The organism is Priestia sp. TRN 1309, assembly GCF_050846875.1.
In the GTDB taxonomy this organism is placed as follows: domain Bacteria; phylum Bacillota; class Bacilli; order Bacillales; family Bacillaceae_H; genus Priestia; species Priestia zanthoxyli.
Map to the genome: position 1 here is coordinate 866,137 of NZ_JBOZGM010000001.1, position 12,321 is coordinate 878,457.

A 12,321-nucleotide genomic window follows, 5' to 3' on the forward strand; every position below is an offset into this window, starting at 1 on the left:
TTACTATTTCTCGAGTCAATAACATGGAAGAAGAAAAAACTCTCCTAAACTATTTGTCCAGTTAGTTAAGGTAGTTTTTCTGTTTTTTAGGCTGCCTAAGATATACTTCCGCAGTTATCATAAAACGAATTCTAGGAAGGCTTTTTTCTGAAGAATAGGGCAGTTAGCCTATTTCTATCTGTTGTTTTTAGGACAGCTCTAACGCCCAATCAACTGCGGTTTGTGCGTGTATTTCTGTTGTATCAAAGATAGGTAGCGAGGTATCATTTTGATTAATTAATAAAGAGATTTCAGTGCAACCTAATATAGCTCCTTCTATTCCATCGTTAATTAAACCATTTATAATCTTTTGATATGCACTTTTGGAGTTTAAGTTAATCTTTCCTAGGCATAATTCTTTGTAAATGATATCATGCACAGTTTGGCGCTCTTTTTCACCTGGAATATTAACTTTAAGATTATGGTTAGCTATAAGTCGTCCTTTATAAAAGTCTTCTTCCATTGTAAACTTTGTTCCAAGCAACCCAACTCTACTAATCCCCTTATTTTTTATTCTCTTAGCTGTAGCATCTGCAATATGTAGGATAGGAACACTAATCTCATTCTGAATATCATTTGCCATTTTATGCATAGTATTTGTACAGATCACTAAAAAGTCAGCCCCACCTTTTTCAACATATTGAGCTCCTTTAATCATTAATTCTGTTGCTTCATCCCATCTATTATCGTGTTGTAATTTTTTTATTTCTTCAAAGTCCACAGAATACATCACACTTTTAGCAGAGTGATGTCCTCCTAACTTTTCATTTACTGTTTGATTGATAATTCTGTAGTACTCAGCTGATGATTCCCAACTCATCCCGCCTAATAAACCTATTGTTTTCATTTTCTCAACCTCCTTTATAGAAAATATTACCACAAACCAAGCTTTTTCAGGGTTAACATCATATATAATCGTAGTTACCATAATGTGCGTTCTAGGTAGCAAAAAAAGCATCTAATCACAATATTAGGTGCTTTTTTATAACGATTTAAGTCTTCTATCTATCTCGGTTAATTACTCCATTTTTCTTTTTATCTAAAGCTATTTTTAAATGAGAGATAAACATTAGTAAACCACAAATAATCATTACCCAACGCGTAAATCCATGAAAACCAGAATCAAAAATGTTTGCTAAAGCTATTATTAGCCCTGATAACATACCAATAAAATTAAAAAACAAAAAATAACCCCTTTTCCTTATCTTCCTAATAATTACATTTTATCAAAGTTTACGTATTAGTTCAGAATATATGTTAGCTACAACCGTAGTTAACGTAATCCGTATTACTGGTAATTTTCCAATTTAATGGAAATGTGATATTGTTAAATTATAGATAAAGATTGCTTGTCTTTTTTTATTTAACTAAATGATTTGAGGTGTAATTTTGGTTCAGCTTACTATTTTAATTATTTGTGCTATCTGCCTAGTACTAGGGATATTTATAAAAAAGAAAAACGCTTAAAACTACAAATCTTTATGTATACCATATACAAATCTAGTTTACATAAACACTCTTTCCGGAAGACACGAAAAAAGAGAACCCTTATGGGAGTAAGGGTTCTACAAGGGTCGCTTTTATAGAATATTCAGCTTTTTATACATCCTTGATATGACGAATTTCTCCTTACAAGTAGTTGAAGAGATGATGCATAAAAAGCGCACCTTTTATTCATATTCAGCAACACATTAAAAATATCCTTTAATTACATAAAATGGTAATATACCTATATTTCAATACTTCGGATACGTATGAACAAACCGTTATAAAAAAGCAACCTCGGCATTGGCCAATGAACGAAGTTGCTTTTTTATAACGTTATTCAAGTTCTAATCTTCACTCAAAGCTTTCGACCATGTCATTTTCTGATGCTCTTAACCACTTTTAAGGGTGAGTTAGATTTCCTAATACTGTATAACCCTTAGTACCACTTAATTTAATATGTACAAGATTACCTTCTAACGGTATTGCTTCCTATATACCAGTTCTTAATTGATTACCAAGATTTAGAGTGTTTTATGATAGGCAAATATTTTTGTCAAAGCTCTCAAATTAAAAACCCTCTCCATGTTCTTTCCCCCATGTATGCATCAGGTCTAAGATGGGCATTAACGTTTTTCCCTTGCTGGTTAAGGAATAGTCCACTTTAGGTGGTACGGTATTGTACTGAGTCCTATTAATTAAGTTATCTTGCTCAAGTTCTTTTAATTGTTTCGTCATTACTTTATGGCTCACACCAGGTAACAAATGACGTAATTCACTATACCTTAATGTCCCGTCTACGCCTAAATGCCATAGGATCACTGTTTTCCATTTGTTACCTATTTTTCCTAATGTATATTCAATAGAACATTTTAATTTTCCTGTATCGTCTATCGGAGTGCTCATTTCATTCTTCAGTCCTTTCTTACCTTTAGGTTAGTTTCTTACAAAAAAGTGCGTTCTTCCATAATTTAAAATTGTGAAATACACTATTTATGTGTTCGACAGCAAACACTAAAATCATTAAAAAAATTGGAGGAATATAAATTATGTTCACATATCCTAAAACATTTTCTCATATCGGTCTTTCAGTACCTAACCTAGATGAGGCAATTAAATTCTATACTGATGTGTTCGGTTGGTACGTTATTATGGAACCTTCAGATGTGGAAAATGATGACACACCTATCGGTCAAATGTGTCGAGATGTATTTGGGAATGACTGGGATAAATTCAGAATTGCACATTTAGCTACGGGAGATAAAATTGGCGTAGAAATGTTTGAGTTCCCTGAAAATGAAACACCTGAAAATAACTTTGAGTATTGGAAAACAGGCATTTTCCATTTCTGCATTCAGGATCCAGATATTGAAGGTCTTGTAGAGAAAATTAAGCAACATGGTGGTAAACAACGTATGCCTATCAGAGAATATTACCCAGGAGAAAAACCATATAAAATGGTTTATGTAGAAGATCCATTTGGAAATATTTTTGAAATTTATACGCATAGCTATGAGTTAACTTATTCACAAGGCGCTTACTAATAAATAATCTCTTTCCACCAGCAAAATCTTTTGCTGGTGTTTTTTATTATATGGTAGCGCCATGTTACAAAACAACAAAAAAGAGAGTTTATTAACATTTCTAAATTTAATGATCCAGTGGTTTTTGACACTGCGAAACAGAAGTAAAAAGAAAAGGCCGTAAAAGTATACTGACTCCAAACTTGATGATAATAGAAAGAAGAGTGCATAATGAAATATGCATGTTTTTTTCTAAACTATAAGCAGCCGTATGAAATATATTAAAAACTATATTCGTAAAAAAGAAGGGGACTGTTCTATGAAAGCTGTACAAGTAACAGGTTATGGAGACGTAAGTAAATTAAGCCTAGTAGAAATTCCTATACCTGAACCCAAAGAAAATGAAGTTCTTATAAAAGTGAAGGCCTGTGCTATTAACAATACAGAAATTTGGATGAGAGAGGGTGCTTACGGTACTGACTCAAAATCTGGATGGCGACCGGAAGGAGTCCAGTTTCCACGTACACCAGGATCTGATATCACGGGAAAAGTAGTAAAAGCAGGAAAGTTAGTAGAGGAGTCTATAGTGGGAAAAGACGTTGTGTTATTCCCTTTTATATCTAGCGGAGAAGAAGGGTACGAACATATTGCTGATGATATGTCCTTTATAGGTTCAGAATACGATGGTGGTTATGCTGAATATGTGGTTTGGCCTGCTGAACTTTGCTTTGACATGCCCCTATCAAGCTATTCAGAAAGTGCTGTTTTTTCGGTAAGTGGGTTAACTGCTTGGCACATGGTCAACCAAATTCAAGCTCAACCAGGTGAGACAGTTATAGTAACTGGAGCAAATGGTGGTGTGGGATCATTAAATGTACAGATTGCCTCTAAAGTCTTTGGTGCTAAAGTTATTGCAATCACGGGGGACTTAGAGAATCAAGAAAGAATTAAGGGATTGGGAGCCACACACGTATTATCATATAAATCTGATGCTCTTTCAGAAGACATTTTAGAACTGAACGGAGGTCCGGTCGATTCCGTTCTAGATGTTGTAGGAGATGCTTTGTTTTCCATATCTCTTCAAGTGTTAAAAAACGGCGGGAAATTTTGCATTTCAGGTTCTGCTGGTGGTCAGCATACAAATTTTGATTTTAGAACATTGTATCTAAAACATATTACAATGTATGGATCTGTGTTGGGAACGAGAGCAGAGTTTAAAGATATGCTTAAGGCCATTTCTGAGGGGGAAATTAAACCGGTTATCGATAAAATTTTCCCTTTAGACAAAGCAAAAGAAGCCCAAGTGTATTTTAAAAATAAAGGGAAGTTAGGGAAGATTTTATTACTTCCCGAAGAATAACCTTGTATCACAAAGGGTTCTTTCAACGAGCATGAAAGAACCCTTTTAACATTATTTTTGGTTTTTGTTTGCTTGAGCGTTTTGACGTTTAACGTGTTGTACGTCAGTCTCGCTAGCAAATTCCGTACCGTATTTGCCAGAAGATGCTTGAGCATTCTTTTGCTTCACGTGTTGTACATCTGTTCCTGAAGCTGTCTTGTTAGAGTATTTGTTTTCCATTACTATCACCTCCACAAGAATTAATATATCCAAGTGGAGAGACAGTATCCTTAGAAGTACCTGGTAAGAAAAAATTGAAAATTTCAGGAAGTATTGTGCATACAACTATGAGGCAACATGTACAAGAAAACATCGTCAATAGTTTGTTCGAATTTTTACCGATTATATATTATAATCCTTAGGCAGCATGCTCTTAAGATAATTCGTTGTGTAATTTTAGAATAGATGTACACCTTAAAATAGAGAGGTGTATAAAATCATGAAAAAGAATAGACTATTTTTAATACTGTTAGTTATCACTTGTTGGTCCAGCTTTTCATTTATGAAAGGCAAAGATTTTAAACGGTTTCTTCCAGCGTCCATTGCTATTTGTATGGTAACTAAATACCTTAATTCTTATGCTAAGAGAAAGAATTTTTGGTCTTTTAAACAAAGTGTACATCCGAAAATTCCTGGTGAAGATGTGTGGACATGGGGGCCCTTTTTTACTGTATCTATGTGGGTGCTTAAATCCACATACCGTAAATTGCCTCTGTATATAGCTGTAAACTTTATGATTCATACTACATTTACATTTGTAGTTGTACCTAAATTAAAAAAGGGCAGCATCTTTAAGCTTAAGAAAATTAATCCTTTTCAGTACGTAACCATTTTGACTGTTAGACAACTCCTGTTATATGGTTTTCAACATATGAGTGAGTTTATAATGTCGAAGAAACTAGAGGTAAAGCCGGATAATGGGGAGCATTCCTTTATTAGGTTATTGGATGAGTGATAAAAGTATCTGGCTACAAGACACGACAAACACCTTCTAAATAGCTGATTGTTTCTTCAGCTGTCTCTACTTGAAAGTAGAGACAGCTTTTTTAAACCTCTCATCTCTTTTTTCTCGGCTACGTATATGAAAGACGAAGAAGACATTGATTTTGTTCCCAAAGATGTTGAATTTTCAGGTGGAGAAGATTTAAGTGCAGTATTAGTCCACGGATATGCTAATGGTAAAGAGAAGAAAAAAGAGGTGTCTGTCACAGTAGATTACGGTGATGATTACCGAGTAACAGGGTACGGATACAATTAAAGAAAACCTATGCAGAGAACTCTGTACACCTTAATTGAAGACTTACATGCAAATAAACAAGTATACCTTAGATAGTATGTATAACAAAAACGAGATGCAAACGATTATGCATCCCGTCATGTGAAGAAGGAAAAATCAGCTTTTAATGCAGCATATGATCTTTAAGGAACACCTCATTTACGTAATTCCATTGCCTAATGAAACAGTAACTTGAAAAAGTATATTCTCTTTAACAAACACCTCATTTAAGCATTGAACTAAAAAAATATACAATGTGAACGAAATCGTTCTTGGTCTGGGACAAACACCTCATTTGTACAGTGATAAATGAATATTATTGTCTACCCATTATATATATTCTTACTACGTTCATGACTACCATCCCCTTATGAATCAAACATACATCGATTTACAATAAGGTTTTCTGAAATAGGCCTGCTGTAGACACCTCATCCCAAATGTAAGAAGCTTTGTAATGATTAGTTGTAATCAATAACTTGTTTTCCTTCTTCCCTAATTAGAATATCCCAATAGCCTCTTTATAATTCAGTAAAGTTAACAGGTGTTTTTTGGATTACATATACCCTTTATTTATAAGAAAGGTTAAATAGTGAATTATCATGAATAGCTATAATAAATGGAGATATATACATATTCAATATGCTCGAGCATTTATAAGCTATGCTACATATGCCTACCATAAGTCTTGGTAGGGGAAAGATGAATAGGTAGAACTTGTTGAAGGGGATATTTTTCTTGTTTGCTATCAATCCTACTATGTGTTACACTACAGATAACTTATTTTTGTTCGGTATATTGAGAAAAGAAAAAACCCTAAGTAGAAGTTTTTATCTTGAAATAGTATGTTTGGGCAAGATTAGTAATACATTTGTGGAGTATTCCACAGCAGGAGGCAACATTATGACACAAGGTACAGTAAAATGGTTTAATGCAGACAAAGGTTTCGGTTTCATCGAAGTTGAAGGCGGAGAAGATGTATTCGTTCATTTCAGTGCTATTCAAGGTGAAGGTTTCAAATCATTAGAAGAAGGTCAAAAAGTTACTTTTGATATCGAGCAAGGTCAACGCGGAGCACAAGCTGCTAACGTTCACAAAGCATAATTAAAAGTGATAAAAAAAGACTCCTGTGAAGGGGTCTTTTTTTTATGGTGTCATAATTAGCATACTATTGGTTCAATAGAAAAACCCAGGCTTTAAAAAAAACTGGGTTTTAGACAAGACGATTGGTACAAGGTTAACTAGTTATAACATACAACAGAAATAGAAAGCAAAGATGAACCAAGCTTTTTTTATGGATAAATAGTGTTTAATCTTTTAGAAAGCATAGGTTTATATTATTTTTTATGCGGATTACGGGGGATTTTATCAATAAGCCGTTTTTTAGCTTCCATCTGACTTTTACACAAAGGACATTTCTGATGCCTATCGTAAGAGAAGTCTTTCCTCATCCAGCCTTTACACTCTTCTACTGTACATTCCCAAATTTCTGTTTCCTCTTGAATCGGAGGTTCTTGATTTCTTTTACTATAATGCATATTAATCACTGCTCCTCTCTTTAGAAGTATACCTTATAAAGAGAGCATAAATACTTTATACCTTTTATTTTGTTCATATTTCACTGGCATCGATCTCATATTTGAAAATAAGAGTGAAGTGAGAAGAAGCAGGGAAAGTTCCCTGCTTCTCTTTTTATATTATGAGTTAAAAATATTCTAATCGTAATATGATGTTGTTAAGAGGGGGAATGAATGTGAGTAATTTAGCACAGGAAGACAGAGAAAAAGAAAAAAAAAAGAAAACTGATGCTTATTGTTTTGACATTTGTGCTCATTATTGCAGCATTTGCTTCAATTGGTGCTTATCATAAGCACCAAGAACGCGTAGCAGCCGAGCAAAAGAAAAAGGCCGGGCAAAAATATAAAGAGAATTTGTCCTCAGCCTATAATCAAATGGTAGCTGCTGGTTCAATGATGGAAGACATCATTAATGGCTATACAGAAGTTTGGCATGCGGCTATATGGAATAATGGTGCTACGATCGATGGTCAACGCTATACAGATTTTAACATGGCGCTAGCTGCTCAAATGGCATCTTATGATACAAATGGAGACTTAGCCACGGTAGAAGTTACCATGACTTCGTTAGACCAGACAATGGGTGAGTTAAAGAATCCTCCGGCTAAGTTTAAAGATGAATACACTGTCGCTCTTGATGCTTATACGGCTGTTAAAGATATGAATACTTACGTAAATCCTTCCGGTTCTTATCAGACTTATTCTCAAATCACAAATGAAAAAGATAACGAACTGGCAAGTAAGTTAAATAGCTTAGAAGTGCGTATCGATTAAATTAAAAATAATGGGGGAAAGAGAATGTCGAGACAACAGGAGCAAAAAGGGTTCTTTAAGACGTTATTTAGTAAGTGGTGGGCATGGGCGTTAGTGTTTGTGGCATGTATTGCTCTTATTTTTACTGCTGCGATTATCAGCTTTGGGCTTACGCCAGAATCAGTAAAAGAAGTGACCTCGCAAAAAGTAGAGGTTCAAGAAAAACTAGATAAAAGTGAAGCAAGACGAGAAAAAGTAGAATCTTCACTGGAACAAACAAAATCTTCTCTTAAAGACGCTCAAGCCAAGCTAGCGGATAGCGAAGCAAAGCTGAAGAAAGCAGAGTCTGCATCAAAAGATAAAAAAGAAGCTAGTAAAAAAGATTCGAAAGCACTCCAAAACAAATTAGCTAAAAGTGAAAGCAGCTTAAAAGAAACGAAAGGGGATTTAAAAGAGACTAAGGATAAGTTAAATAGTGCGAGTGCTAAGGTAACTGAGTTAACAAAACAATTAAAGGAAGCTAACGATCAAGTCGCGAAAGCCAAAGATGAAGTGAAAACGGCCAATGCGAAAGCAGAGGAGGCAAAAGCAGAAACTGAAAAGGCACTGGCTAAAGCGAAAGAAACACCTGCACCTGCCAAAGAAGAGCCAATAAAAGAAGAACCTAAAAAAGAAACTGCATCATCAGGCAGTTTTCATAATCCGGTTCTGGATCTTAATCCAACCAATGTAGCTAGTACAATTAAATCAAATGCAGAACAAAGATGGAAAGATGATTATCAAATGCAAGACTATGAGGTACAGCAGCAAACCTCAGCTTATAATCAATTGAAGAACGTAGCGGTTGATACTGAAGTTAAACAAACTCAAATGGAAAACGCATTAAGCAGATGGGGCTATGACTTTGAAATGGTTCAGTATGAGTACAGTGAGCAGATGAAGGCTTATAATAATTAGAGGGGGAATACAGGGGGGAATAGCCGAGGCTGCAGTTTCGGTTATGCTATTTTTCTATAAAAATATTAACAATCTATAAAAAAACCTGACTTTATTCCTTTAATATTTGAAATCAGATTGAAAATCAGCATCCGTAAATGTATATTTTTACGGACTTTTCTGTTTTATAAGAAACCTGCTATTTCTATCGTTCGTTTAAGTTTTAAAATAAATTATGAACGTCTTCTTTCATACTTACACCTTTACGAACGTTTTCGGTAGCATGAATAGAGAAAAACTCGTTAAATCAGATGAGAAAAGAGAGCTGTTTTAAAAAGTCAGCTCTCTTTTTTTGTTACTATAAATGACTTATATGGAGAGTATTCCAAATAAAACAGCTACAATCGTCATAACTAATGCTGTTCCAATGGCATACTTGGCAGCAAAACGAATGTGATCACCTATATCGATACCAAGAAGTCCTACTAAGACATAGATAGAACCTTGAAGTGGACTTAGTAGATGCAAGGGTTGTCCTAGTAGAGAAGCTTGACCAATTTCTATTGAAGGGATGCCAAAGTGAGCAGCTGTTTCAGACATAATAGGAATAATCCCGAAATAGAAAGGGGCATTTGCCATAAAAAATGTGAATGGCATACTTATAAGCGCAACTATTACTGTTAATTTGGGGCCAAGAGCGTCAGGAATAACTGCTATTAAAGTATCCGCCATAGCCTTAACAATACCTGTTCCATCTATAATTCCAGTAAATATACCTGCAGCAAATATCATGGAAACCACCGTTAATATATTCCCTGCATGAGCATGCAAGCGTTCCTTTTGATCTTGTAAATTTGGGTAATTAACAATCATCACGATAGCAAATCCGATCATAAACAAAGCTGGTAATGGTAAGAACCCTAGAACTAAAGCAGTAAGAAGTAAAAGTGTTAAAACTAAGTTAAACCAAAATAATTTTGGACGCTTTATTGATGCATCCATTCCTACATCAAGAGCTGCAGCAATTTCATTATTAAATTCTGTATCTATATTGATAACTCCAAGTCTTTTACGCTCGCGTTGTCCAAGGAAATAAGAAACCCCTAAAATCCAGATAGTTCCTGCAATCATAGAAGGAATAAGTGGTAATAGCAAGTCTGTTACATCTGCTTTTACAGCCGCCGTAGCTTGTACAGCAGGACCACCCCAGGGAGTCAAATTCATAACACCCATTGCTAATGCAGGAATACAGGCTAGGATAAGTTTATTCATACCTAATCGATTGTATAGTGGGAGAAATGCAGTTACTACAATTAGATATGTAATGGTACCGTCACCATCTAAAGCAACTATTAAAGAAAGTACTGCAGTACCCATTACAATTTTTAGAGGATCACCGCCAACCATCTTTATAATCTTCGCTACTAATGGATCAAATAATCCTGTATCAATTAACACCCCAAAATAGAGAATGGCAAATATGATCATAATTGCTGTTGGAGCAATGGTTTCAAGCCCTTTCATCATCATTGGACCTAAATCAGTAAATCCGCCCAATAAAGCAAAAATAATAGGAACCACTGTTAATGCACTAAAAGCAGATAAGCGCTTACTCATGATTAAATACATGAATACTACAATCATAGAAAAACCTAAAAATGTTAACATATTATACCCCCTCTAGAACTTTCTTTCATTTTCCCTCTTGTTTATCTTTAATGTCATACTTTTTTTAATTATCATGAAACTATCTAACTATCATTCTTTATTATAAAGCTTCTTTTCACAATTATTTGTGATTAAAAATAAGTAGGTACCTTTTAGAATTTATTGTAAAACCTGTTCCTGCAATAAATGTAAGGGTTTACAAAAAAGCTAACGTGAATTTCCCCTTAAGCCCACTGTATATATAGAATCAGTAATAAATTATCTTCTATTCCCATGTTCCTTTAACCAATCACTCCTTTACTAAAATCGTTTGTTGATGGTTGCTCAGAATCAAGGGTAGTGCTCCCATCATTTGCGTTTTAACAAGCAAAATACAAGTGTTAGGATTAATAAACTTATAGTCACTTTGTAATATCTTAGTAGGGGAGCAGTCAGATATCTCCGGATGATATCTGAAAATGATTTTACAGAACTAACTATATTCATTATTACAACCCATCGTTTGAAGTAATAATTATTACTTTTTATTTAATTGTTGTAATAATTGTGACTATTTAAAAGTATAATATCATGGCTTCTAATGAAAAGTAAATGTTTTTTTATAGAACTGAAAAGTGAAAGGGAAGTATTAGACTTAATTAAAAAAATAAAAAATGGTAAAAACATAAAATATCGAATTATTTTATACATTCGATATTTTATGCTTTTACCACATTCGTAAATTTAATCAGTGTAATGATAATTAATTTTTGTAAGGACTGAAGTGATTTTATCGAGACGATCCTTTGTCTTTTCTGGATAATTTATAGCTATCGCACTTACAAGATAATCGGCCACAAGTAGCGACGCTATAGGTGAATTATGAAAAGCGATACTACTCGAGCTACAAGTCAGTACTAAATCAGAGTACTTAACTAAAGGGGAAGAATAACTATCAGTGATTGAAATGACTTGAGCATTATTGTTTTTAGCAGCTGTTACAAATTCAACAGTTCTTCTAGCGTATCTTGGAAAAGAGGTTGCAATAACTAAATCTTTAGAAGTTAAAGTAATTCCTTTATCCACCCAATCACTTAAGTCAGAGACAATTAGCTCACAGTTTCCCAGTAGTCGATTAAGCCCAAAAGATAAGTGCTGTGCCACGGGTAAACCACTTCTAACGCTTGTACAAAATATTCGGTCTGCAGAGACAATCATTTCTAACGCTTTATCTAGGCTCTCTGTAGAAATCATTTCTACTGTTGATTGAATATTATTGAATTGATTTTCTGCACAGCGCATCCACAAATCACTTTCATCTAAGCCCTTCAAATTTGTTTCTAATCTGATTTGAGGAGCAGCATTGTTACGCAAAAGTTCCTGAAGTCCTTTTTGAAACTCTGCATATCCAGAATAGCCTAGGCTAAAAGTTAATCTCATTATCGTAGTTGTACTAGTTTTTACTGCTAAGGCCAATTGGTCAACAGTTAGAAAAGCTACATCGACAGGGTTTTTAAGGATGTAGTCTGCTACTCTACGTTGAGTTTCTGTTAGTTGTGATATATTATCTTTTAATTTTAATATTGGATTTTCCATATATTCGCTCCAATTAAACAGATTATATTGTAAATTTTATTTTTTTTTAGTATACAAAAAGTATTTATCACAATACTTACTTGAATTTTA

General features: G+C 34.2%; 14 protein-coding genes. 7 read left to right on the plus strand and 7 right to left on the minus strand.

The genetic code is table 11. From position 1 onward, the window contains the following. Window positions 1-187: 187 nt before the first annotated feature. The 3 genes from ACRPLQ_RS04560 to ACRPLQ_RS04570 all read right to left on the minus strand — a co-directional run bounded on the left by ACRPLQ_RS04560 (window position 188) and on the right by ACRPLQ_RS04570 (window position 2,430). Complete coding sequence (locus ACRPLQ_RS04560) at window positions 188-886, minus strand: aspartate/glutamate racemase family protein (protein WP_432235725.1); 699 nt, start codon at window positions 884-886, stop codon at window positions 188-190. 154 nt (window positions 887-1,040) lie between these two features. Beyond that, the gene (locus tag ACRPLQ_RS04565; protein WP_275211260.1) at window positions 1,041-1,223 is read right to left on the minus strand and encodes a hypothetical protein; all 183 of its coding nucleotides are present in this window, start codon (window positions 1,221-1,223) and stop codon (window positions 1,041-1,043) included. 871 nt (window positions 1,224-2,094) lie between these two features. Beyond that, the gene (locus tag ACRPLQ_RS04570; protein ID WP_098999701.1) at window positions 2,095-2,430 is read right to left on the minus strand and encodes a winged helix-turn-helix transcriptional regulator; all 336 of its coding nucleotides are present in this window, start codon (window positions 2,428-2,430) and stop codon (window positions 2,095-2,097) included. A gap of 143 nt (window positions 2,431-2,573) precedes the next feature. Here ACRPLQ_RS04570 and ACRPLQ_RS04575 point away from each other — a divergent pair, with 143 nt between their 5' ends. Both ACRPLQ_RS04575 and ACRPLQ_RS04580 read left to right on the plus strand, forming a co-directional pair. Next, entirely contained in the window at window positions 2,574-3,068 is a 495-nt protein-coding gene (locus tag ACRPLQ_RS04575) for a lactoylglutathione lyase family protein (RefSeq protein ID WP_014458924.1), read from the plus strand. Window positions 3,069-3,366: 298 nt separating this feature from the next. Continuing rightward, complete coding sequence (locus tag ACRPLQ_RS04580) at window positions 3,367-4,407, plus strand: zinc-binding dehydrogenase (protein WP_416420532.1); 1,041 nt, start codon at window positions 3,367-3,369, stop codon at window positions 4,405-4,407. 51 nt (window positions 4,408-4,458) lie between these two features. Here ACRPLQ_RS04580 and ACRPLQ_RS04585 read toward each other — a convergent pair whose 3' ends face one another. Continuing rightward, window positions 4,459-4,626, minus strand: coding sequence for a gamma-type small acid-soluble spore protein (locus ACRPLQ_RS04585; RefSeq protein WP_033580113.1), 168 nt, complete (start codon window positions 4,624-4,626; stop codon window positions 4,459-4,461). A gap of 259 nt (window positions 4,627-4,885) precedes the next feature. Between ACRPLQ_RS04585 and ACRPLQ_RS04590 the strand changes: the two genes are divergently transcribed. From ACRPLQ_RS04590 to ACRPLQ_RS04600, 3 genes are all read left to right on the plus strand, one after another. After that, window positions 4,886-5,401: a hypothetical protein gene (locus tag ACRPLQ_RS04590; RefSeq protein WP_108674835.1), complete on the plus strand. Its 516-nt coding sequence runs from the start codon at window positions 4,886-4,888 to the stop codon at window positions 5,399-5,401. 126 nt (window positions 5,402-5,527) lie between these two features. Continuing rightward, the gene (locus tag ACRPLQ_RS04595) at window positions 5,528-5,704 is read left to right on the plus strand and encodes a hypothetical protein (RefSeq protein ID WP_165573594.1); all 177 of its coding nucleotides are present in this window, start codon (window positions 5,528-5,530) and stop codon (window positions 5,702-5,704) included. A 921-nt stretch (window positions 5,705-6,625) separates the two neighbouring features. Beyond that, complete coding sequence (locus ACRPLQ_RS04600; RefSeq protein ID WP_033580115.1) at window positions 6,626-6,826, plus strand: cold-shock protein; 201 nt, start codon at window positions 6,626-6,628, stop codon at window positions 6,824-6,826. Window positions 6,827-7,059: 233 nt separating this feature from the next. Here ACRPLQ_RS04600 and ACRPLQ_RS04605 read toward each other — a convergent pair whose 3' ends face one another. After that, window positions 7,060-7,260 (minus strand): cold-inducible protein YdjO-related protein, encoded by a 201-nt coding sequence (locus ACRPLQ_RS04605; RefSeq protein WP_155010758.1) that lies wholly within the window; start codon window positions 7,258-7,260, stop codon window positions 7,060-7,062. Window positions 7,261-7,527: 267 nt separating this feature from the next. Between ACRPLQ_RS04605 and ACRPLQ_RS04610 the strand changes: the two genes are divergently transcribed. Further along, a complete protein-coding gene (locus ACRPLQ_RS04610; RefSeq protein ID WP_432235726.1) occupies window positions 7,528-8,073 on the plus strand; it encodes a hypothetical protein in 546 nt (181 codons plus the stop codon). Window positions 8,074-8,097: 24 nt separating this feature from the next. Beyond that, complete coding sequence (locus ACRPLQ_RS04615) at window positions 8,098-9,009, plus strand: hypothetical protein (RefSeq protein WP_432235727.1); 912 nt, start codon at window positions 8,098-8,100, stop codon at window positions 9,007-9,009. A 348-nt stretch (window positions 9,010-9,357) separates the two neighbouring features. Here the strand turns inward: ACRPLQ_RS04615 and ACRPLQ_RS04620 are convergent, their stop codons facing one another. Together ACRPLQ_RS04620 and ACRPLQ_RS04625 are read right to left on the minus strand one after the other, a co-directional pair. Then, window positions 9,358-10,656, minus strand: coding sequence for a CitMHS family transporter (locus ACRPLQ_RS04620; RefSeq protein WP_274862737.1), 1,299 nt, complete (start codon window positions 10,654-10,656; stop codon window positions 9,358-9,360). Between the two features lie 723 nt (window positions 10,657-11,379). Beyond that, complete coding sequence (locus tag ACRPLQ_RS04625) at window positions 11,380-12,231, minus strand: MurR/RpiR family transcriptional regulator (RefSeq protein ID WP_432235728.1); 852 nt, start codon at window positions 12,229-12,231, stop codon at window positions 11,380-11,382. Window positions 12,232-12,321 lie beyond the last annotated feature (90 nt).

What these genes read in the sequence shown, in the direction of transcription:
- ACRPLQ_RS04615 (WP_432235727.1), top strand. Translation starts at nt 8,098, where the DNA reads ATGTCGAGACAACAGGAGCAAAAAGGGTTCTTTAAGACGTTATTTAGT.
- ACRPLQ_RS04620 (WP_274862737.1), bottom strand. Translation starts at nt 10,656, where the DNA reads ATGTTAACATTTTTAGGTTTTTCTATGATTGTAGTATTCATGTATTTA.
- ACRPLQ_RS04595 (WP_165573594.1), top strand. Translation starts at nt 5,528, where the DNA reads ATGAAAGACGAAGAAGACATTGATTTTGTTCCCAAAGATGTTGAATTT.
- ACRPLQ_RS04600 (WP_033580115.1), top strand. Translation starts at nt 6,626, where the DNA reads ATGACACAAGGTACAGTAAAATGGTTTAATGCAGACAAAGGTTTCGGT.
- ACRPLQ_RS04610 (WP_432235726.1), top strand. Translation starts at nt 7,528, where the DNA reads ATGCTTATTGTTTTGACATTTGTGCTCATTATTGCAGCATTTGCTTCA.
- ACRPLQ_RS04625 (WP_432235728.1), bottom strand. Translation starts at nt 12,231, where the DNA reads ATGGAAAATCCAATATTAAAATTAAAAGATAATATATCACAACTAACA.
- ACRPLQ_RS04560 (WP_432235725.1), bottom strand. Translation starts at nt 886, where the DNA reads ATGAAAACAATAGGTTTATTAGGCGGGATGAGTTGGGAATCATCAGCT.
- ACRPLQ_RS04580 (WP_416420532.1), top strand. Translation starts at nt 3,367, where the DNA reads ATGAAAGCTGTACAAGTAACAGGTTATGGAGACGTAAGTAAATTAAGC.
- ACRPLQ_RS04605 (WP_155010758.1), bottom strand. Translation starts at nt 7,260, where the DNA reads ATGCATTATAGTAAAAGAAATCAAGAACCTCCGATTCAAGAGGAAACA.
- ACRPLQ_RS04590 (WP_108674835.1), top strand. Translation starts at nt 4,886, where the DNA reads ATGAAAAAGAATAGACTATTTTTAATACTGTTAGTTATCACTTGTTGG.
- ACRPLQ_RS04585 (WP_033580113.1), bottom strand. Translation starts at nt 4,626, where the DNA reads ATGGAAAACAAATACTCTAACAAGACAGCTTCAGGAACAGATGTACAA.
- ACRPLQ_RS04575 (WP_014458924.1), top strand. Translation starts at nt 2,574, where the DNA reads ATGTTCACATATCCTAAAACATTTTCTCATATCGGTCTTTCAGTACCT.
- ACRPLQ_RS04570 (WP_098999701.1), bottom strand. Translation starts at nt 2,430, where the DNA reads ATGAGCACTCCGATAGACGATACAGGAAAATTAAAATGTTCTATTGAA.